Raw genomic sequence first — 20,963 nt, forward strand, 5'->3', positions numbered from 1 at the left:
CGCTCGCGGCGGCCTGCGGGGCCGGCGGGCTCGGCTGCGGCGCGGCGGGCGCCGCCTGCGTGCGCGCCATCAGCGCATCGCGCTGCTGGGTCAGGCGCTTCGCGTGCTCGACCAGCCACGGTGCGGGTTCGGAAGTCGCGGCCGGCGCACCGGCGGCGGCGCCGGCCAGCGGGTCCGCATCGAGCGTCGAGGCTTGCGCGGCCGAGTCATCCGAGCCCGAGTCCGCGTCCGCATCGGCGCTTGCGCCGAACACCGACGAGAACACGTCCGGCAACCCGCCTTCGCCTGCCGCATACGGATTGACGGCCGGGCGGGCGAGCGCCGCGCCCGGGCGCGACACGATGCCCGGCACCGCGGCGGCGGGCACCGATTCCGGCACGCGCGGCGCGGCCATGCGTGCGCGCGCCGCAGCCGGCGGCGTCACGGCGGCCAGGTCCGAATCGGCGAGGGCGACGATTTCCACGCTGCCGTCATCGAGCGTGCGGTTCGACAGCACGACCGCGTCGGCGCCGAGCGCCTCGCGCACGAGACGAAGTGCGTCGCGGCTCGTTGCGCCGGTGAATTTGCGAATGTTCAAGCGGAACCCCCGATGACGTTAACGACTTTGATCGTGCGTGTGTCCGGCACTTCGGCGTACGACAGCACTTTCAATTGCGGCAGGCTGCGGCGCAGGAAACGCGCGAGCATCGCGCGCAGCGCGTGCTGCACGAGCAGCACGGGCGGCAGCCCGAGATTCTGTTGACGCAGCATCGCCTGCTGCGTGCCGGTCAGAAGGTTGTGCGCGAGGCCGGGTTCGAGGCCCGGGTTCGCGCCGGTGGCGAGCGCCTGCGACAGCACGCGTTCGAGATTCGCGTCGAGGCCCATCACCTGCATTTCGCCCGCGCCCGGATACCACTGCTGCGTGATCGCGCGGCCGAGCGCGAGCCGCACCGCGGCCGTGATCTCGAACGCGTCGCCGCGGCCCGCGTGTTCGGACACGGCCTCGAGGATCGTGCGCATGTCGCGGATCGGCACGCCTTCCTCGAGCAGGTTCTGCAGCACCTTCTGCAGCGTCGTCAGCGAGATCGTCTTCGGCACGAGGTCCTCGACGAGCGACGGCGCGTCCTTGCCGGTGCGCTCGACGAGCGCCTGCACTTCCTGGCGGCCGAGCAGCTCGGCCGCGTGCTGGACGACCAGATGGTTCAGGTGCGTCGCGACGACCGTGCTCGCGTCGACCACCGTGTAGCCGTACACCTGCGCCTGTTCGCGCATCGCGACGTCGATCCATACGGCCGGCAGCCCGAACGCGGGATCCTGCGTGACGGCGCCCGGCAGCGCGGCCGTCACCTGGCCGGGGTTGATCGCGAGCCACTGGCCCGGGAACACTTCGCCGACGCCGATCTCGACGCCCTTCAGCGCGATCCGGTACGCGTTCGGCCGCAGCTCGAGGTTGTCGCGGATATGGATCACGGGCGGCAGGAAGCCGATTTCCTGCGCGAATTTCTTGCGGATGCTCTTGATGCGCTTGAGCAGTTCGCCGTCGCTGTTCTTGTCGACGAGCGGGATCAGCCGGTAGCCGACTTCGAGGCCGAGCGGGTCGATCAGCTGCACGTCGTCCCAGGTCGCCTCGTGGCTGTCGGACGGCAGCACGGCGGGCGGCGCGATGTCGGTCAGGTCGCCGGCCGCCTTGCGGGCCGCCGCGCGCTTCGTCTGCGTGCGGGCCAGCCAGATCGCGCCGCCGCCGAGCGCGAGGAACGCGAAGTGCGGCATGCCCGGGATCAGCCCCATCAGCACGATGATCGCGCCGGTGATGTTCAGCACGCGCGGGTTCGTGAACAGCTGGCCGGTGATCTGCGTGCCGATGTCCTCGTCGGTCGCGACGCGCGACACGATCACGCCCGCCGCGGTCGAGATCACGAGCGACGGGATCTGCGCGACGAGGCCGTCGCCGATCGTCAGCAGCGTGTAGTTCGTGCCGGCCGCGGCGAACGTCATGTCGTGCTGGACCATCCCGACGATCAGCCCGCCGATCACGTTGATCGCCATGATGATCAGGCCGGCGATCGCGTCGCCGCGCACGAACTTCGACGCGCCGTCCATCGACCCGTAGAACTCGGCTTCCTGCGAGACCGCCAGGCGGCGCTTGCGCGCCTGCTCTTCGTTGATGAGGCCCGCGTTCAGGTCGGCGTCGATCGCCATCTGCTTGCCGGGCATCGCGTCGAGCGTGAAGCGCGCGGACACTTCGGCGATCCGCCCCGCGCCCTTCGTGATCACCATGAAGTTGATGATCATCAGGATCACGAACACGACGATGCCGACCGCGAAGTTGCCGCCGACGAGGAAGTGGCCGAACGCCTCGATCACCTGGCCGGCCGCGTCCGGCCCGGTGTGGCCCTCGAGCAGCACGACGCGCGTCGACGCGACGTTCAGCGACAGGCGCAGGAGCGTCGAGAACAGCAGCACGCTCGGGAACGCCGCGAAATCGAGCGGCTTCATCGTGTACATGCTGACGAGCAGCACCATCACGGACAGCGCGATGTTGAACGTGAACAGCAGATCCAGCAGCATCGGCGGCAGCGGCAGGATCATCATCCCCAAAATCATGCAGATGAGGATCGGGCCCGCGAGCGCGCGCAGGTTGGTGCCCGCGAACGGATTCTGGCGCTTCGCGAACAGGCCGGTCGGGGTGCTCATGCCGCGCCTCCGTTACCGAGCGTGTCTTCGGCTTCCGCGCGTTCGTCGTCGGCGGAGACCGACGCGCCCTTGTCGAGGTCGGCCGGCACGTCCAGGTCGACCGGCACGGCCGGGAACGCGCCGCCTTCCGAACGGAAGCGCTTGAGCTGGTAGACCCACGCGAGCACTTCGGCGACGGCCGAGTACAGCGAGCCGGGAATCTCGCGTTCGAGTTCGACGTTGTGATACAGCGCACGCGCGAGCGGCGGCGCTTCGAGCAGCGGCACGTTGTGTTCGGCCGCGAGTTCGCGGATGCGCGCGGCGACGAGGTTCACGCCCTTCGCGACGACCTTCGGCGCGCGCATCTCGCCGTCCGTGTATTGCAGCGCGACGGCGAAGTGCGTCGGGTTCGTCACGACCACGTCGGCCTTCGGCACGGCCGCCATCATCCGGCGCCGCGCGATCGCGCGCTGCTGCTGGCGGATCCGCCCCTTCACGTGCGGATCGCCTTCGTTCTCGCGATGCTCGCGCTTCACTTCTTCCTTCGTCATGCGCAACTTCTTGTTGTACTGCCAGATTTGGTAAGGCACGTCGAGCGCGGCGACCACCAGCATCCCGGCGACCGTCGTGCCGCAGCACACGGCGACCAGGTGCAGCGCATCGGGCAGCGCCACGCCGAGCGGCTGCGTCGCGAGACCGAGCAGCTCGTCCTTGCTGCGCCAGATCGCGATGCCGCCGATCCCGCCGACGACCAGCGTCTTCGCGATCGACATCCCGAGCTGGATCGGCCCCTGGATCGAGAAGATCCGGCCGAGGCCCGAGATCGGGTTCAGGCGGTCGAACTTCAGTTCGAATGTCTTCTGCGAGATCAGCCAGCCGCCGAGCGCCATCGGCGCGAGCAGCGCGGCGACACCGGTGAGCGCGAGCAGCGGCAGCAGCGCGGCGAAGCCTTCGAGGCTCGCGCTGCCGGCCGCCGACAGCATCCGGTTCGTATCGAACGCGGTGGCGCGATCGAACATGAACGCGCCGCGCAGCATCGCCTGCAGATGCCCGCCCGACGGGCCCGCGAGCAGCCAGGCACCGTAGAACCCGGCCGCGAGCAGCGCGAACGAAGCCAGTTCGCGCGAACGCGCGACCTGCCCCTCCTCGCGCGCCTTCTCGCGGCGCCTGGGAGTGGCGGCTTCGGTCTTGTCGAGATCGCTCTCGTCTGCCACGGGGCCTCCAGTCGGGTACGGCGGAATGCCGCTTTCCAGTGACACCGATTATTCATGGAGGCGTCAAACACCGATCGGTCGAGCAAAGCCGGGAAAGGGGGGTATTTCGGGGAATCGGGCGAGCCGGTGCAAACGCGGCCGGACGGGGCCGGAAGGGGGCCGGAAGGGGGTGCGGCGAGGCGGCGAAACGGGGCGGCCGGTGCGATGGCGGGGGTGGGCGCGGGGCTTCGGGCCGAGCGACGACGGCGCGAGGCTGGGAAATGGTGAAGCGGTTGGTGAAGCGGTGAAGCGGCTACGGCGCGAAACCAGGCCCCGACGCGACAGCGTCGCGCGCCGGGGCAGGCGCCGGGGCAGGCGTCGGTCAGGCCGCCGCGATCGGGTCCGCGCCGAAGCGGTTCGGGCCTTCGGTGCCGCGCGAGCACATCCACACGAGCAGCAGGATGCCGCCGACGATCGGGATCAGCGCCAGCAGCAGGAACCAGCCCGAGCGGCCCGTATCGTGCAGCCGGCGCACGCTGACCGCGATGCTCGGAATGATCAGCGCGAGCGAAATCAGGCCGAGCACGACGAGCAGCAGCAGCGTGATCAGGCCCGCGTCGTGGCTCCCCGCGCCGACGACCTGCGCGACGATCGACAGCACGCAGGTGAGCAGCGCGAAATACCAGTATTCGGCACGGCGCGCGCGGCCTTCGAATGTCGCGTATTTATTGAGTACGGAACGAACGGCTTCTGAAAAATTCATCTTATTACCCTCCTGTTTTATATTGACGACCCCGGAAACAACGCCGGCATTATATGTTTGAATTTCGGCAGGCTCCAATCTATTTTCACATGGCGGGTAATGCGCACGCCCGGCTGCAGCGCCCGCCGGCACGGCGCGGGAACGGCTGCCGCAGCGGAATGCGGCGCCGCAGGCTTGCATGCCGCGTCATTTTAATAATCTTGAACACCTGACATAAACGACAGCCCCGGATAATCCAGAACCTGATTACATCCGAATGAAACCGGGGGCGATCGATAATCGCCGCGAGTACCGCATTCGATTAACCGCCGGTATTACGCCGGCGCGCAAAGCGCGCTACGCTTCGTCATTTCCGATTCCTGTCGAACCGCACCATGCTCCGTCATCCGTTCGTTCCGTCGCTGTCGCTCGCCTGCGCGCTGGCAGCCGGCTGCGCGGGCACGCCGGCCCTGCCGCCCGGCGCGCAGGCGCCTGACGCACCGCACCCCGGCACGATCGCCCTGCACCATGCGTGGAACGGGTCGACGCAAACCCTGCGCGCGCAGGATGTCCCCGCGAGCGTCGCTTTCCGCTGCGCCAACGCGCGCGGCGAACCGTCGGAACGCGCCCGCGCGGCCTGGTGCGTGCCGGTCGTCGAGATCGAATCGGTGTCGGTCGATGCCGCCGGGCGCCCGGTCGCGCCGGCCGATGCCGTCCGGATCGAAAGCACCGCGTACGGGCCCGGCCACCGCTTCCTCGACCATACGCAGCTGATGCGTACCGGCCGGCCGCCGGTCTAGCGCCCGTATGCGGCGATCACGGGCTTCCCGGCCCGTGCCGGCCATGGGGCGCCGGCGAGGCCCCGTTCACGCCGATAACGGGCCGGCGCACGCGCCTAGCCCGCCGCCGCCCGCTGCAGCGCAGCGAGATCGAGCTTCTTCATCGTCATCACCTGCGCCATCACGCGCTCGGCGCGCGCGGGATCGCCCGCCATCAGTTCCGGCAGCTGCACCGGCACGACCTGCCACGACACGCCGAACCGGTCGCGCAGCCAGCCGCACTGTTGCGCGCGCTCGTCGCCGCCTTCGGACAGGCGCGCCCAATAGCGGTCGATTTCGTCCTGGTCCCGGCAGTTGACGACGAACGACACGGCCGGCGTGATCTGGAACACGGGGCCGCCGTTCAGCGCGATGAACGCCTGCCCGTCGAGCTCGAACGCGACGGTCATCACCGCGCCCTCCGCGCTGCCGGATGCGTGCGCGCCGGCCTTGCCGTAGCGCGCGACGTGCACGATGCGCGCGTTGTCGAACACCGACACGTAGAAACCGGCGGCCGCCTCGGCGTCGCGGTCGAACCAAAGGAACGGGGTGATGCGTTGTATGCGCGGGCTCATGGCGCTGCCTCCTCGATGTCGTGCCGGCACGGCCGCCGGTATTACATCGTAGGCGCTGTGCCCGCATGCGGCGGCGCTCCGGGCCGGCCGGCCGTGCCGTGCGCGGCCGCCGGATAAAAAAAGGGGGCGATCTCTCGCCCCCCGTTCCCTTCGGCGTGCGGCCCAGCCGCGTCAGAACGCGACGAAAGGCGCCGCGCCGCCGGTCGAGGTCTTGTCCATCCCGAAGTAGATCGTCCTGCCGTAGAAGTGCGGCATGCCGATGTCGAGCCAGCTGGACGAACCGAACGGGCCCGCGATGTCGTTGAACGCGTACGTCGACGGGTTCGAGAACAGCGAATCCGCGTTCGCGATGGACATCGACACGGTCGCGGCCACGCCGTTCTGGCCGCTCAGCGTCGCCGAGTAGCTGGCCGGCGGCGATGACGGGCAGTAGAACTGCGTGTTCTTCGAGCAAACCGTCTGCCCCGAATCGTTGAAGAAATACGCGTTCGAGCCCGTATCGAAGAACGCGGTCACGTTGCGCCCGAGGAACGTCGCGCTGACGTCGCCCGTCGTGGTCGACGTCATCACGGTCTTCCCGGTCAGGTCGGGCAGGCCGAACGTCAGCGTCCCGGTGGAGCTGGCCTGCCCGCTGTTCGAGATGCCCGGCATCGTCACGCTCACTCCGCTGCTGTCGGCGAAATGATGAACCGGGTTGGCCACCTGCTGCGCCACCGGCACGAGCGCGACCGCGCAGTTCGCGTTGTCGCCGTTCGGGCACGCGTAGTAGTTGTTGCTCGACGACGTCGACGTCGCGCAGGTCGTGCCGCAGTCGACCGGCGCCGGCCCGATGCCGAGAATCCCGTTCGCACCGAGCGCGCTCGCCGAGTTGGCCGACGCACCGCCGTTCGTGCACGAGGCCGGCACGTTCGTCGTGCCGAGGTCGCCGATGATCTGCACGGGCAGCGAGCGCGCCTGCTCGGCGCCGATCGACAGGTCGACCGTGCGCACCGAACCCCACGTATAGCTCGACACGAACTTGCCGCACTCGGCGACCGGCGCGCCGCCGCTCGTCACCTGCGGGAGGCTGCCGAGCACGCCCGACACCGCACTGCCGACGAGCCGCAGCCCGTAGGACGCGGTATCGACGAGCACGTTGCTGACCACCTGGCAGTTCGACGTGCCCGGCGCGCAGACCTTCACGCTGATGGTCGGGATGTTGATCACGTTCGCCACGCCGGCGTTGACGTTGATGACGGCCGTGTTCCCGGAGTTGCCGTCCGAGCCGCCCGAACCGTTGTTGCCGTTGTTGCCCGAGTTGCTGCTGCCGCCGCCGTCGCCGCCGCCACCGCATGCGGTCACGAGGACGGCCGTTGCCGCCGCGAGGCCCAGCACGCCGAGCCAGCGCTTGAATGTACGAGGAATGCTCAAGATCGCTCTCCCGCTGTCACTGGATGTCGGTGCCGGCCAGGCCGGCAGGCAGCGCCGCCGGCAGCCAGGCCTGGCCCGAGAAGGCGCCCATGTGGCCGCCCGTCCGGATCACGAGGCCGCTCGTGTCGACGGACACGGGTGCGCGCCAGCCGCGCGCCTTGTGCGCCGCCTGGACGCCGGCGGTGTACTGCGGGAAATAGCTGCCGAGCAGCGACGCGAGATCCGGCATCGTCGGCCCTTGCCATGCGAGGCCGAACACGCTGCCGGCGGCCGACGTGTACTCGTGAATGACGGTGCCCGATCCGAGCGTGATTTCGCGGACGGTATAGGCGGCGGTACTCGCCTGCACGCCGTCCGCCGAACGCATCGCGCGCTGCAGCGCGCGCACGCTTGCGGCCTGATCGTCCGCCGGCGGCGACATCGGTGCGCCGCCCAGTTCGGCGTGCGCGTGGACGGCCCACAGCACACCCGTTGCAGCCGTCGCGTGCGCGACGGCGCGGCCCAAGCGTTTCAGCTTCACATTCCCTCCCACGGGACTGGCTTCGTGGCGGCGTGCGCGGCGATCATGCCCGCGCCGCCTGCCGACGTATGAGTCGTATGAATGACGCTTCGTTGCTGCTGACGCGTAGTATGCCTGCTGAGTGTGTCGAAGTGTCAATTCGACGCAGGCCGACCGGCGCGTGCGCAGGCGGCGAGCCCGGGTAAACGTGGTGGACGTTGTGGAAACGGCGCGACGCATGCATCGCGCAGCCCCGCGAAACGGAGGCGCGCCGATGCACGCGGCAGGGTCAGAAGCCCAGGCTGGCGAGCAGGTCGTCGACCTGCCCCTGGTCCTGGACCACGTCGGATTTGCCTTCCGGCGCGATCTGCGGGCCGTTCAGCAGCGACTCGGGGCTGCCGGTCGAGCTCATCTGCTCGGCGGCGAGCGCGGCCGCGGTGGCCGCGAACTGCTCGCGCCGCTCCGGCGCGATGTTCTCGACGAGCACCGTGAGGAGCTGCTGCTCGATCAGGTAGACCATGTCCATGATCTTCTTGATCACCTGGCCGGTCAGATCCTGGAAATCCTGCGCAAGCATGATCTCGAGCAGTTGCGCGCTGGTCGCCGACGTCGATTCGGGCAGCGTGCGCAGGAACGTGCGCGTATCGTCCATCAGCTCGCGCACTTCCGCGTGCTCGATCGGCGCCGCATACCACTGCGCCCAGCGCGCGTCGAGCGCTTCGGCTTCGTTCTGGAGGCGCGCCTGCATCGGCTTGGCCACCTCGATCGCATTCAGCACGCGCTCGGCGGCCTGCTCGGTCATCGTCGCGACGTAGCGCAGCCGGTCGCGCGCATCGGGCACCGCTTCGGCCGCCCGCTCGACATGCTTGTCGAGCCCGAGCTCGCGCATCGAATCGCGCAGCGTGCGCGTGACATGGCCGATGCGCGCGAGGATGCGGTCGCTTGCGTAATCGGCACCTTCGGCCTGGCCGTCTGCGCTGAACCCGGCGCCCGTCAGCGCGGCATGGATCGGCTCGTTCACGTCAGCTCCCGGCCTTCGCCATCTTGTCGATGATCTTGTTCAGCTTCTCGTCGAGCGTCGCGGCCGTAAACGGTTTCACGACGTAGCCGCTCGCGCCGGCCTGCGCCGCCGCGATGATGTTCTCCTTCTTCGACTCGGCCGTGACCATCAGCACCGGCAGGTGCGTGAGCGTCGCGTCCGCGCGGATTTCCTTCAGCATCGCGAGGCCGTCGAGGTTCGGCATGTTCCAGTCCGAGATCACGAAGTCGTAGCCGCCGCCGCGCAGCCGCGCGAGGCCGGCGAGGCCGTCCTCGGCCTCGTCGACGTTCGAGTAGCCCAGCTCCTTGAGCAGGTTGCGGACGATCCGGCGCATCGTCGGGAAATCGTCCACCACCAGGATTTTCATGCTCTTGTCCATCGTCGTTCCTTTCCAGATTCGTTTCCGTCGGGACGCGTATCGTGGCACGCGCCCCGTGACATTCCATTCAAACGCGCTGCACGCGATCGCCCATCGTCGCCAGGCGCGCCATCACGCGGCGGCTCATGTCGGCGAGCGGCGCGATCTCGTCCGCGCCGCCGAGCGCGATCGCCTCGCGCGGCATCCCGAACACGATGCAGCTTGCTTCGTCCTGCGCGAACGTGTGGGCGCCCGCGCGTTTCATTTCCAGCAGGCCGGCCGCGCCGTCGCGGCCCATCCCGGTCAGGATCACCCCGATCGCGTTCTTGCCCGCGTGCGTCGCCGCCGAGCGGAACAGCACGTCGACCGACGGACGGTGCCGGTTGACCGGCGGCTCGTCCGACAGTTGCGCAATATAGTTCGCCCCGCTCCTCGCAAGCAACAGGTGCGCGTGGCCCGGCGCGATATACGCGTGGCCCGGCAGCACACGCTCGCCGTGCTCGGCTTCCTTCACCGCGATCCGGCACAGGCCGTTCAGCCGCTGTGCGAACGATTTCGTGAAGCCCGGCGGCATGTGCTGCGCGATCAGCACGGCCGGCGCATCCGGCGGCAGCGGCGTCAGCACTTCGCGGATCGCCTCGGTGCCGCCCGTCGATGCGCCGATGATGATCAGCTTCTCGGTACTGACGAGCGGGTTGTTGATCATCGGCGCGGCCGCGTGACTGTCCGCCGCGCGCGCGACGGCCTGCGGCTGCGGTGCCTGGCGCACGCGCGCACGCGACGCCGCGCGGATCTTGTCGGCGAGCTTTTCCGCGTAGTCGAGCATCCCGTCGCGAATCCCGACGCGCGGCTTCGTGACGAAATCCACCGCACCGAGCTCGAGCGCGCGCAGCGTGATTTCCGAGCCGCGCTCGGTCAGCGACGACACCATCACGACCGGCATCGGCCGCAGGCGCATCAGCTTCTCGAGGAAATCGAGCCCGTCCATGCGCGGCATTTCGACGTCGAGCGTGAGCACGTCGGGGTTGTGCTGCTTGATGAGCTCGCGCGCGACGAGCGGATCGGGCGCGGTCGCGACCACCGTCATGTCGGGCTGGCTGTTGATGATCTCGGTCATCAGGCTGCGGATCAGCGCCGAATCGTCGACGCACAATACTTTGATCTTCTGCACTGCGGTCATGCCTCCTGCTTTCTTGATAGGTTCGCCGCATACGGGCTGCCGGCTGGCGGGTTCGCTGCCCGTGAGCCGCTGGAGCCGCCGGCACCGCCCGGCGCCGCGCCGCGCGCGCCGAACAGCTCGATACGCGGGCGCGCCGGCTGCGGCGCGGCCGGCCGTTTCGCCGCAAACAGCTCGACGTGGGGACGCGGCCGCGCGGCGCGCAGGCGGTCGGCCTCGCGCGCGAGCGCGGCTTCGCGCTCGGTCACGCCCGGCACCTGCAGCCGCAGCTTCTTCACCATCGCGCGGCCCGTGCGCGGCATGAATGCGACCTTGCGCGGATGGACGTCCTGCAAGTCCTCCGCGGTGATGCGGATGCGTTCGAGCGCCAGGTAGCGGCGCACGAAATCGGCGTTGCGATCGCCGATGTTGATCGTCGTCATGCCGGCCAGCACGGCCGCGCCGCCGAACACCTTCGCCTCGAAGCGCTCGCGGCGCCCGCCGGCCTTGATCAGCTCGTTGATCAGCACTTCCATCGCATACGCGCCGTAGCGCATCGAGTCGGACGCGGCCGCGCCCGCATCGGCGCCGTCGTCGGGCAGCATGAAGTGGTTCATCCCGCCGATGCCCGCGTACGGATCGTGAATGCACGCGGCGACGCACGAGCCGAGCACGGTCATCAGCACCATGTCCTCGGACGTCGTGTAGAACTCGTTCGGCAGCAGCTTCACGCCGGGCAGGCCGAAGTGGCTGTCGAAGTAGCGATTGGTCGCGATCGGCAGTGCGCTCATCCGCGCTCTCCAAAGGCGGGCGCGGCGCCCGCGGCCCGCGCACGCACCGGCGACGCCGTCGCGGCCGCCGCGGGCGCCTGCGCGCCACGCGGCCGCGCGCCCTGTGCGGCGTCGCGAGTCAGTTCGTACACCGTCTGCCCGCGCAGCCGGAACGCCTGCGTGACGTACGTGAAGTTTTCCGAATGGCCGGCGAACAGCAGCCCGCCCGGCTTCACGAGCGGCTCGAAGCGCGACAGCACCTGCCCCTGCGTCGGCTTGTCGAAATAGATCATCACGTTGCGGCAGAAGATCGCGTCGAACGGCTTCGCGATCCCGTAGTCCGCATCGGTCAGATTCAGCTGCTCGAAGCGGATCATCGCGCGCAGCTCGGGGCGCACCTTCACGCGGCCGGCCTGCGCGCCCGTGCCCTTCAGGAAGAAGCGCTTCAGCCGCTCCGGCGCGAGGTGCTTGACCTGGTCATACGTGTAGATGCCGGCCTCCGCCTTCGCGAGCACCTGCGTGTCGAGGTCGGTCGCGAGGATCGACGCGCCGCGCGCGGCCGATTCGCCGAGCGCCTCGATCAGCGTGATCGCGATCGAGTAAGGCTCCTCGCCGGTCGACGCCGCCGAACACCAGACCGATACGGGCGCCGGTCGCCCCTTCACGAAATCCGACAGGATCGGGAAATGGTGCGACTCGCGGAAGAACGCGGTCAGGTTCGTCGTCAGCGCATTGGTGAACGCTTCCCACTCGAGCGGATCGTCTTCCTGCTCGAGCAGGTCGAGGTAGTCGCGGAACGTGTCGAGGCCGCGTGCCCGCAAGCGGCGCGCAAGGCGGCTGTACGCCATGTCGCGCTTGTGCTCGGACAGCGAGATCCCCGCGCGTTGATGGATCAGCGCGCGGATGCGTGCGAAATCCGCGCCCGTGAACGCGAAGTCGCGCCCCGGCTCGCCCGCGCGAGGCGAGGCATCCGGTGCATCGGGTCGAAACGGCGCGCGCGCGTGCGACATGATTTAGAAGGTCTCCCAATCGTCATCGGACGTGCCGGACGTGGCCGGCGCCGGCTTCTCGCCGTTCAGCGCCGGGCGCACGAGCGCGGGCTTCGCGGCCGGCTTGTCGGCCGGCGCGGCGGTTTTCGCGAGACGCGGCCCGTAGCCGCCCGCGGCGGCGCCGCGGGAAGCCGGCGCGTCCTTCTGCGCATGCGCACCGGCATCGGCCGCGCGCTTCGGTTCGTGACCGGCTCCCGACGCGGCCGCGGCACGCGGCGCCGGCGCGGCACGCCGTGCCGGTTGGGCAGCGGCCTGCGGGGCCGGCAGCGCGGCGACCGGCGCCGCGTCGAAACGCGGCTCCGACGTCAGCGCCGGCGCATGCGCCGGATCATGCGCGACCGGCCGCGCGACACCGCGCGACGGCGCGAGCACGATGCCGCCCGCGACGCGCCAGCCAGCGACGACCGTCTTCATCTGGCGCGTCTGCTCCTCGAGCGACGCGGCCGCGGCGGCCGCCTGCTCGACGAGCGCCGCGTTCTGTTGCGTGACCGAATCCATCTGGCCGACCGCGCGGTTGACCTGCTCGATGCCGGTCGACTGCTCGTCCGACGCGGCGCTGATCTCGCCCATGATGTCGGTCACGCGGCGCACGGCCTGCACGATCTCGTCCATCGTCGAACCGGCGCGCGACACGAGCGCCGACCCGCTTTCGACCTTCTCGGCCGAATCGCCGATCAGCTGCTTGATTTCCTTCGCGGCGCTCGCGCTGCGCTGCGCGAGCGAGCGCACCTCGCCCGCGACCACCGCGAAGCCGCGGCCCTGTTCGCCCGCGCGCGCGGCTTCGACCGCCGCGTTCAGCGCGAGGATGTTGGTCTGGAACGCGATGCCTTCGATCGTGCCGATGATGTCGACGACCTTGCCCGAGCTCGCCGCGATGTCCTGCATCGTCGACACGACCTGGCCGACCACGTCGCCGCCCTGCGTCGCGATGTCGGACGCGTTCACCGCGAGCTGGCTGGCCTGCCGCGCGTTCTCCGCGTTCTGGCGCACGGTGCCCGTCAGCTGCTCCATGCTCGACGCGGTTTCCTGCAGCGACGCGGCCTGCTCCTCGGTACGCTGCGACAGGTCGGTGTTGCCGGTCGAGATCTCGCGCGCGCCGACGTCGATCGACTCGGTGCCGCGATGCACGGCTTGCACCATCGTCGTGACGGCGTCCTGCATCCGCTTGATGCCGCCGAACAGGCGGCCGATCTCGTTGGTGCTGAACACGTTCACCGGCTCGGTGAGGTCGCCGCCGGCGATGCGCTCGAAGTGCGCGATCGCGTCCTCGAGCGGCTGCACGATCAGCCCGCGCAGCGCGAAGCGGATCGCGATCACGACGACGAACGCGATCGCGATGCCGGCCGCGATCAGCCCGATCATCAGCGAGATCTGCGATTGCGTCGCGGCCTGGCGATCTTCCGCGCGCTTCTGCAGCGACGCGACCACGGCCGCTGCCGCCTGGTCGTACGCGACGAACATCGGGCTGATCTTGGTATCGGCGACCGCGTGGTACGCGGCCATGTCGCCCGCGCGCGCGGCCGCGAATTCGGGCTCGACGCCTTCCTTCACGATCGTCGCATAGCGTGCGGCGAGTTCGTCGACGAGCGCCTGCTCGACGCCGAGCTTCGGCGTGGCCTGGAACGCCTGCCAGTTCTGGTTCGACTTCGCGTACAGCTCCTGCGCGCGGTCGAGCACCTTGGCCGCGTCGGCCGTGTTGCCGGTTTCGGTCAGGGTGCGGAAGCGGTCGAGCGCCACGCGCGCGCGCAGCAACTGCGCCGACGTGTCGTCGAGCGCATGGATCGCCGGCAGGTCGACGTGCGCGATCTCGTCGAGCGAGCGGCTCGCTTGATTCAGCGCGTACAGGCCGAGCCCGCCGACGGCTGCGGCCAGCGCCACGAGGATGAGTCCGACCGCCGTGAGCGTCGTGCGGATCGACCAGTTATGCAACATTGCAGATTCTCCCGAAATTCCTGCGCACGCGGCGCGCTTACCCGCCGAGCGTCTCGATCAGCGCCATTTCACGGCTCGACATCAGCTTCTCGATGTCCATCAGGATCAGCATCCGGCCGTCGACCGTGCCGAGGCCCGTCAGGTACTCGGTCGTCAGCGTCGCGCCGAATTCCGGCGCCGGCATGATCTGGTCGGTCTGCAGCGTCAGCACGTCCGACACGCCGTCGACCACCATCCCGACCACGCGATGCGCGACGTTCAGGATGATCACGACCGTCTGGTGGTCGTACTCGACGCGGCCGAGATGGAACTTGATCCGCATGTCGACGATCGGCACGATGATCCCGCGCAGGTTGATCACGCCCTTGATGAAATCCGGCGCGTTCGCGATGCGCGTGACGCTGTCGTAGCCGCGGATTTCCTGCACCTTCAGGATGTCGATCCCGTATTCCTCGTCGCCGAGCGTGAACACCAGGAATTCCTGGCCCGTCGCGTCGCCTTGTTCCGCGTCGCGGCGGCTCGTTGCCGCGTTCGCCGCGGCCGGATTGATCATTTGGACTTCAGCAGACACGTTTGCCCCCAATCGGTTGAATGGCGAGAGACATCAGAACATCGCGAGCTCGGCGCCGGCACGGGCGCCGTGCGTCGCACGGGTTTCGCGGTTCAGCGCCGCGACGTCGACGATCAGCGCGACGCTGCCGTCGCCGAGGATGGTCGCCGCCGAGATGCCGTGCACCTTGCGGTAGTTGGTTTCGAGGTTCTTCACGACCACCTGCTGCTGGCCGACCAGTTCGTCGATCAGCATCGCGAAGCGGCGCCCCTCGGTTTCCATGATCGTGACGATCCCCTGCGTCGGGTCGGTGCGCGCGTCATCGACCGAGAACACCTCGTGCAGCGCGACGAGCGGCAGGTATTCGCCGCGCACACGCACCACGCGCTCGCCGTTGCCGACCGTGTAGATGTCGTCGTTCGACGGCTGCAGCGACTCCATCACGAAGTTCAGCGGCAGGATGAAGATCTCGTTGCCGACCTTCACCGACATCCCGTCGAGGATCGCGAGCGTGAGCGGCAGCACGATCCGCGTGGTCGTGCCGCGGCCGGCCTGCGACGTGATCTCGACGTGGCCGCCCATCGACTGGATGTTGCGCTTCACGACGTCCATCCCGACGCCGCGGCCCGACACGTCGGTCACCGTCTCGGCGGTCGAGAAGCCCGGCGCGAAGATCAATTGCCAGACTTCGTCGTCGCTGATGTTGTCGGACACCTGCATGCCCTGCTTCGCGGCCTTCGCGAGAATGCGTTCGCGGTTCAGGCCCGCGCCGTCGTCGCTCACCTCGATCACGATGTTGCCGCCGTGATGCGCGGCCGACAGCACGAGCTGGCCGACCGCGTCCTTGCCGGCGGCGACGCGCTTGTCGACCGTCTCGATCCCGTGGTCGAGGCTGTTGCGCACGAGGTGGGTGAGCGGATCGATGATCCGTTCGATCAGGCTCTTGTCGAGCTCGGTCGCCTGGCCGAACGTGACGAGCTCGACCTGCTTGCCGAGCTTGCCGGCGAGGTCGCGCACGAGCCGCGGGAAGCGGCTGAACACGTAGTCCATCGGCATCATCCGGATCGACATCACCGCTTCCTGCAGGTCGCGCGCGTTGCGCTCGAGCTGCGCCATCCCGTTGAACAGGCGGTCGTGCAGCGCCGGATCGAACGCGCTCGCGGTTTCCGCGAGCATCGCCTGCGTGATCACGAGTTCGCCGACGAGGTTGATCAGCTGGTCGACCTTCTCGACGCCGACGCGGATCGAGCTGCCTTCGGCGCCCGAAGCGGCTGCGGCGGCCGGGCGCGCGCGCTTGTCGTCGTGATGCGCGGCGGCCTGCGGCGCGAAGACCTCGGCGCGTACCGGTTGCGCGGCGGCGGCCGGTTCTGCAGCGGGAGCGGGTGCCGCAGCGGGTGCCGCGGCTTCATGAGCGGCGGCCGGCGCGGCCGGCGCCGTGCCGTGCGCGACGCGGATCTGGCTTTCGTCGATCACGAAGCAGCACACGGCGACGATGTCGTCAGACGGCACGTCCGATTCGACCCACAGCGTCAGGTCGGCGCCCGCTTGCTCGCGGCCCACGATCCGGCCGAGGTTGCCGAGTTCTTCGGTCAGCAGCTCCTGGTCCTTCGCGTCGACGCCCACGAGCGTGATCTTCAGGTGCGGGCCGCCTTCGTCCGCGCCGGCATCGGCCGCCGGATGCGCAGCCGCGACGGCCTGCTCGACCACGTGATCGGGCGCGCGAGCGTCGCCGGCGGCCGTCTCTGCGGCCGGCGCGGCCGGCGCGACCGGTTCGGCGACAGCGGCAACCGGCGCGGCAGCGGCAGCCGGCGCATCCGCCCCGCTCTCGGCCTTCAGCCGCTCGAGCTTCGCGCAGATCGTCGCGGCGGCGGCTGCGTCCGGTTCGGCGCTCGCGCGGTAGTCGACGAGCTGGTCGGACAGCACGTCCTTGGTCTCGAGGAACGCGTCGACCATTTCCTTGGTCAGCGTCAGCTCATGGTTGCGTGCGCGGTCGAGCAGCGATTCGAGGATGTGCGTCGTATCGGTCAGCGCGGAAAAGCCGAACGTCGCGGCGCCGCCCTTGATCGAATGCGCGGCACGGAAGATCGCGGCCAGATCCTCGGGGTCGGGCGAACCGACGTCGAGGTTCAGCAGCAACTGCTCCATCTGCGCGAGCAGCTCGTCCGCTTCGTCGAAAAATGTCTGGTAGAACTGAGTGATGTCGAGAGTCATGCCCGGTCCCGGGTTGAATGCGTCGCGTGAATGTCAGGAGGCGGCCGGTTCGGACAGCGTCGCGACCAGGTCGACCAGCACGGCGGGGTCGATCGGCTTCTCGATCCAGCCGGTCGCGCCCGCGTCGCGCGCGGCGTCCTTGAATGCGTCGCTGCCTTCGGTCGTCAGCACGAGGATCGGCGTTTCCGTATAGGCGGTCAGCTTGCGCAGCGCGGCGATCACTTCGAGCCCGCTCTTGCGCGGCATGTTCTGGTCGGTCAGCACCAGGTCGTACGGCACGGTGGCCGCCAGGTCGAAGCCGGCCTCGCCGTCCGGCGCCACCGTCACGTCGTAGCCGGCCTGCGCCAGCGTCGCCTGGAGCAGCGCACGCATGGTCGCGGAGTCGTCGATGGCGAGAATGGTTCGGATCATGTCTGTCTCGGAATCTTTTAAGCGTCAGGGTTTCGGCACGGCGACGGCGGACGCCGCGAGCGCCGGCCGCGCGGCCGGCGCCGGGCCGGCCAGCTGCTGCGCGAGCTGCTGCGAGCCGGCCGCATCGGCCGACAGCGTCGTGGTCGTCGCATCGTCGCGCATCAGCGCCTCTTCGGATTTGCGGTTCAGCACGATCACGCTGATCCGGCGATTCTCCGGATCGAGCGGGTCGGCCTTGTTCAGGTTCTGCGTCGACGCGAGGCCGAGCACCCGCAGCACCTTCGCCTCGTCCATGCCGCCGGAGATCAGCTCGCGGCGCGACGCATTCGCGCGGTCGGCCGACAGTTCCCAGTTGCTGTAGCCGCCCTCGCCGCCCGCGTACGGCACGGCGTCGGTATGGCCCTGGACGATGATCCGGTTCGGCACGTCGTTCAGCGTCTTGCCGATCTCGCGCAGGATGTCGCGCATGTACGGCTCGACGTTGTCGCTCGACATCGCGAACATCGGCCGCTTCTGCGAATCGACGATCTCGATGCGCAGCCCCATCAGCGTCGAATCGATGCGGATCTGCTGCTTGAACTGGCGCAGCGTCGGGTTGGCCTCGATCGCGGCCATCAGCTTGATCTGCAGGTCGTGCAGGCGCGCCTGCTCGAGCCGGTCCTGCGCACCCTGCGCCTGCGACCGGGAATTCTCGTCGCCCGCTTTCGCGAGGCGCTCGGCGAGCTGCGTCATGCCGTCGGTGCGGCGCAGCGTGCCGGCGTCGACGCTCGACAGGTCGCGGCCGCCGCCGTTGATGATGCTGGAATCCTGCGAGCTGCGGTCGCCGCTGCCGAACAGCGCGGCCTTCAGCGGCGTGTTGAAGTATTCGGCGATCCCCTTCAGCTGCACCGGCGTGACCGAGCTCAACAGCCACATCAGCAGGAAGAACGCCATCATCGCGGTCATGAAGTCCGCGTACGCGAGCTTCCATGCGCCGCCGTGGTGGCCCTTCTTCGCCGGGGCCACCCGCTTGACGACGATTGCGCGATCCTTGCTCTTGCTCATCGGGGGCTCCGCGTCACTTCGCCTTCACGCGGCGCACGTGCTCTTCGAGCTCGGAAAACGACGGGCGCTCGGTCGAGAACAGCACCTTGCGGCCGAACTCGACCGCGATCGCCGGCGCATAGCCGTTCAGCGTCGCGAGGATCGTCACCTTGATGCACTGGAACATCTTGGTCGACTCGGCGACGCGCTGCTCCGCGAGGCTCGCGAGCGGCCCGATCAGCCCGTACGACAGCAGGATCCCGAGGAACGTGCCGACCAGCGCCTGCGCGATCATCGCGCCGAGCACCGCGGGCGGCTTGTCGGCGGACGCCATCGTGTGCACGACGCCCATCACGGCCGCGACGATGCCGAACGCCGGCATCGCGTCGCCGACGCGCATCAACGCATGCGCGGGGCCTTCGCCTTCCGCGTGGTGCGTCTCGATCTCCTCGTCCATCAGGCTCTCGATCTCGAACGCGTTCATGTTGCCGCCCACCATCAGGCGCAGGTAGTCGGTCAGGAATTCGACGATGTGGTGATCGGCGAGGATCTTCGGGTATTGCGTGAAGATCGGGCTCTTTTCCGGATCGTCGATGTCGGCCTCGAGCGTGAGCGTGCCTTCCTTGCGTGCCTTCGCGAGCAGCACGTAAAGAAGCGCCATCAGCTCCATGTAGACATCCTTCGTGTATTTCGAGCCCTTGAAGAGCGTCGGCAGCACGCGCAGCGTCGCCTTGATGGTCTTGCCGCCGTTGCCGAGGATGAATGCGCCGACGCCGGCACCCACGATCATCAGGATCTCGACGGGCTGGATCAACGCGCCCAGATGCCCGCCTGCCAGCGCATAACCGCCGAAGACGGACAACAGCGTCACGAGTGTTCCCACGATAATCAGCACTGCCTGTCCCTCACGAATGACCGGCGGGGAGACCGCCGTTAAACAGGTTTACGGCAGTCGGCAGGAAAACTTTCGCGGCCGCCCGGCGGCGGCCCGACGGTGTTTACCAGCAATTCACAGACGATTCGCGGACGATTCACGGGCAATTCGCGCCGCCCGGCGCGGCCGCTCGCGCCCGCCCGGCCCGGCGCTCAGGCCGCGGCGGCGGCCAGTTCGGCGCGCGCGGCGGCGGCCTTGCGGGTCTTGCCCGCGCGCGACGGCGGCTGGCAAAGGCCGCAGACGAAACCTTGATGTGGATCATGCGCATGCGCGACGAAGTGGCCGCCGCAGCGCGTGCAGGGGGTCATCTGCAGCATCCCCGAATCGAAGAAACGCACGAGCGTCCACGCGCGGGTGAGGCTCAGCGCGGCCTCGTCGCCGGACAGGTTCACGTGCTCCTGGTAGAGCCGGTACGCCTTCACGATCGACTGGATCGGCTCGCAGCGGCCGTGGTCCTGCATGAACCGGTAGATGTTGTAGAACAGCGACGAGTGGATGTTCGGCTGCCACGTCATGAACCAGTCGGTCGAGAACGGCAGCATCCCCTTCGGCGGCGACACGCCCTTCAGTTCCTTGTACAGCTTGATCAGACGATCCCGCGACAGGCTCGTCTCCGCTTCCAGCAACTGCAGCCGGGCGCCCAGTTCGATCAGTTCGATGGCGAGGGTGATTTCCTTCACCTCGATCACGACGCTTTTGCTTGCCATGGTGATAACCGTCCGCTTGACGTGATTCGGATGGGTGGCCAATACGCTGTCCGCCGGCGCGACACGCCGGGACTCAACGCAAGGCGGGGTGATGGATCAGCGGACGCCTTCGACCTGCTGCCCGGCCATCAGGATGGCCGAGTGGGCGTGCGCGACGACATCGCTGCGGCCCTTGTCGGCGAGCGACGACAGCAGCGCGTGATCATCGAAGCGGAAGCGGCACAGCATCTGGTTGGACGCGGCGAGTTTCACGGTCTGTGCGAGCGTGAGGTTCCCGAGCACGTCGGCCAGTTCCTGGGAAATTCCCATGCGGAACATGCCCATCGCCTTGTCTTCCCGCAGCAGGCGTTGCGCGAGGAGGAGGTACGACAGGTTGACCTCTTTGATCTCACTGAGCATTTCGCTGGTAGCGCTCATGATTCCCCCGTTAAAGAGCTTTCTTTGGCCATTCGTGTTATGAAAACGTTTGCTCGATCAGGGCGCTCTGGGCGCGCAGTCGGCTCGTTTATAGTCTTACAGGGCGAATTTTGGCCAAACGGCATTTATGCCGGTATCAGCGAAGTGGCGTATGCCATGCAGGATTTGTCTGTAAACCGTGTAGGAATTTTTCCGACAAGGCGAATTGAAAGCTTCAGTCGGGAAAGCAAGTGCCGGCGCGGGTTCGGCTGTGATGGATCCAATGGCCTCGGTGCAATAACGAAAGGCTTTCCGGGCAAGGCTGCCGGCAATCGAATCGGTAAAAATTATAGTGCTTTTTCACGATGACGCAACAATAGTTGCATCTGTCTCCATTCCTGATTCCGCGCCCTTTTTCTCGGGGTTTTTGCGTATTTCATCGTGTAACAAGCCTTAAGTGTTTGAAAAAACACTCGAACCCCTCAGGGCGATATCGATAATGGACTCCAATGGGCGGCGGCGCGAGCCGTGCCGGCCC

21 protein-coding genes and 1 pseudogene are annotated in these 20,963 nt (G+C 68.3%); 2 read left to right on the forward strand and 20 right to left on the reverse strand.

The genetic code is table 11. The annotated features are described in order from the left end of the window. The 4 genes and pseudogenes from flhF to E9536_RS33225 form a co-directional block, all read right to left on the reverse strand. Nucleotides 1-577, reverse strand: a pseudogene (gene flhF / locus E9536_RS33210) (flagellar biosynthesis protein FlhF); the annotation flags it as partial. Continuing rightward, nucleotides 574-2,673, reverse strand: coding sequence for a flagellar biosynthesis protein FlhA (gene flhA / locus E9536_RS33215; protein WP_021162676.1), 2,100 nt, complete (start codon nt 2,671-2,673; stop codon nt 574-576). The pseudogene flhF and the gene flhA, both read right to left, overlap by 4 nt. Beyond that, nucleotides 2,670-3,866, reverse strand: a complete 1,197-nt coding sequence (flhB, locus tag E9536_RS33220; RefSeq protein WP_136472193.1) for a flagellar biosynthesis protein FlhB — start codon at nt 3,864-3,866, stop codon at nt 2,670-2,672. The genes flhA and flhB overlap by 4 nt, the downstream gene beginning before the upstream one ends. A gap of 361 nt (nt 3,867-4,227) precedes the next feature. Continuing rightward, nucleotides 4,228-4,608, reverse strand: coding sequence for a DUF805 domain-containing protein (locus tag E9536_RS33225; RefSeq protein ID WP_060174989.1), 381 nt, complete (start codon nt 4,606-4,608; stop codon nt 4,228-4,230). 374 nt (nt 4,609-4,982) lie between these two features. Between E9536_RS33225 and E9536_RS33230 the strand changes: the two genes are divergently transcribed. Continuing rightward, nucleotides 4,983-5,387: a hypothetical protein gene (locus E9536_RS33230; protein ID WP_136472195.1), complete on the forward strand. Its 405-nt coding sequence runs from the start codon at nt 4,983-4,985 to the stop codon at nt 5,385-5,387. Nucleotides 5,388-5,482: 95 nt separating this feature from the next. On the opposite strand, the gene E9536_RS33235 is transcribed toward E9536_RS33230, so the two are convergent. The 16 genes from E9536_RS33235 to flhD form a co-directional block, all read right to left on the reverse strand. Next, nucleotides 5,483-5,980: a VOC family protein gene (locus tag E9536_RS33235; RefSeq protein WP_021162681.1), complete on the reverse strand. Its 498-nt coding sequence runs from the start codon at nt 5,978-5,980 to the stop codon at nt 5,483-5,485. Nucleotides 5,981-6,151: 171 nt separating this feature from the next. Further along, nucleotides 6,152-7,390 (reverse strand): DUF3443 family protein, encoded by a 1,239-nt coding sequence (locus E9536_RS33240; protein WP_027788641.1) that lies wholly within the window; start codon nt 7,388-7,390, stop codon nt 6,152-6,154. A gap of 16 nt (nt 7,391-7,406) precedes the next feature. Next, on the reverse strand, nt 7,407-7,910 hold the full coding sequence (locus tag E9536_RS33245; RefSeq protein ID WP_027788642.1) for a DUF2844 domain-containing protein: 504 nt from the start codon (nt 7,908-7,910) through the stop codon (nt 7,407-7,409). Nucleotides 7,911-8,178: 268 nt separating this feature from the next. Continuing rightward, complete coding sequence (gene cheZ, locus E9536_RS33250; RefSeq protein ID WP_027788643.1) at nt 8,179-8,910, reverse strand: protein phosphatase CheZ; 732 nt, start codon at nt 8,908-8,910, stop codon at nt 8,179-8,181. A 1-nt stretch (nt 8,911) separates the two neighbouring features. Beyond that, nucleotides 8,912-9,307 carry a chemotaxis response regulator CheY gene (cheY, locus tag E9536_RS33255; protein WP_006485893.1) on the reverse strand — a complete coding sequence of 132 codons (396 nt, stop codon included), beginning with the start codon at nt 9,305-9,307 and terminating at the stop codon, nt 8,912-8,914. A gap of 67 nt (nt 9,308-9,374) precedes the next feature. Continuing rightward, nucleotides 9,375-10,466: a chemotaxis response regulator protein-glutamate methylesterase gene (locus tag E9536_RS33260; RefSeq protein ID WP_027788644.1), complete on the reverse strand. Its 1,092-nt coding sequence runs from the start codon at nt 10,464-10,466 to the stop codon at nt 9,375-9,377. Beyond that, nucleotides 10,463-11,233: a chemoreceptor glutamine deamidase CheD gene (gene cheD / locus E9536_RS33265; RefSeq protein WP_060174987.1), complete on the reverse strand. Its 771-nt coding sequence runs from the start codon at nt 11,231-11,233 to the stop codon at nt 10,463-10,465. Before cheD ends, E9536_RS33260 begins: the two co-directional genes overlap by 4 nt. Beyond that, complete coding sequence (locus tag E9536_RS33270; RefSeq protein WP_060174986.1) at nt 11,230-12,222, reverse strand: CheR family methyltransferase; 993 nt, start codon at nt 12,220-12,222, stop codon at nt 11,230-11,232. The genes cheD and E9536_RS33270 overlap by 4 nt, the downstream gene beginning before the upstream one ends. 3 nt (nt 12,223-12,225) lie before the next feature. Next, a complete protein-coding gene (locus E9536_RS33275) occupies nt 12,226-14,193 on the reverse strand; it encodes a methyl-accepting chemotaxis protein (RefSeq protein WP_060174985.1) in 1,968 nt (655 codons plus the stop codon). A gap of 37 nt (nt 14,194-14,230) precedes the next feature. Further along, nucleotides 14,231-14,746 carry a chemotaxis protein CheW gene (gene cheW, locus E9536_RS33280; RefSeq protein WP_021164320.1) on the reverse strand — a complete coding sequence of 172 codons (516 nt, stop codon included), beginning with the start codon at nt 14,744-14,746 and terminating at the stop codon, nt 14,231-14,233. A gap of 51 nt (nt 14,747-14,797) precedes the next feature. Beyond that, a complete protein-coding gene (cheA, locus tag E9536_RS33285; RefSeq protein WP_136472197.1) occupies nt 14,798-16,954 on the reverse strand; it encodes a chemotaxis protein CheA in 2,157 nt (718 codons plus the stop codon). 33 nt (nt 16,955-16,987) lie between these two features. Beyond that, the gene (locus E9536_RS33290; protein ID WP_021164383.1) at nt 16,988-17,365 is read right to left on the reverse strand and encodes a response regulator; all 378 of its coding nucleotides are present in this window, start codon (nt 17,363-17,365) and stop codon (nt 16,988-16,990) included. A gap of 24 nt (nt 17,366-17,389) precedes the next feature. Continuing rightward, nucleotides 17,390-18,409: a flagellar motor protein MotB gene (gene motB / locus E9536_RS33295; protein WP_027788648.1), complete on the reverse strand. Its 1,020-nt coding sequence runs from the start codon at nt 18,407-18,409 to the stop codon at nt 17,390-17,392. 13 nt (nt 18,410-18,422) lie between these two features. Next, nucleotides 18,423-19,283, reverse strand: coding sequence for a flagellar motor stator protein MotA (gene motA, locus E9536_RS33300; RefSeq protein WP_011350592.1), 861 nt, complete (start codon nt 19,281-19,283; stop codon nt 18,423-18,425). A 191-nt stretch (nt 19,284-19,474) separates the two neighbouring features. Then, nucleotides 19,475-20,029 carry a flagellar transcriptional regulator FlhC gene (flhC, locus tag E9536_RS33305; protein ID WP_011350591.1) on the reverse strand — a complete coding sequence of 185 codons (555 nt, stop codon included), beginning with the start codon at nt 20,027-20,029 and terminating at the stop codon, nt 19,475-19,477. A 96-nt stretch (nt 20,030-20,125) separates the two neighbouring features. Then, nucleotides 20,126-20,446, reverse strand: a complete 321-nt coding sequence (gene flhD / locus E9536_RS33310) for a flagellar transcriptional regulator FlhD (protein WP_027788649.1) — start codon at nt 20,444-20,446, stop codon at nt 20,126-20,128. A gap of 24 nt (nt 20,447-20,470) precedes the next feature. Between flhD and E9536_RS41680 the strand changes: the two genes are divergently transcribed. Then, nucleotides 20,471-20,794 (forward strand): hypothetical protein, encoded by a 324-nt coding sequence (locus tag E9536_RS41680; RefSeq protein ID WP_152754255.1) that lies wholly within the window; start codon nt 20,471-20,473, stop codon nt 20,792-20,794. Nucleotides 20,795-20,963: the final 169 nt, after the last annotated feature.

This window comes from Burkholderia sp. LS-044 (assembly GCF_004803625.1).
In the GTDB taxonomy this organism is placed as follows: Bacteria; Pseudomonadota; Gammaproteobacteria; order Burkholderiales; family Burkholderiaceae; genus Burkholderia; species Burkholderia cepacia.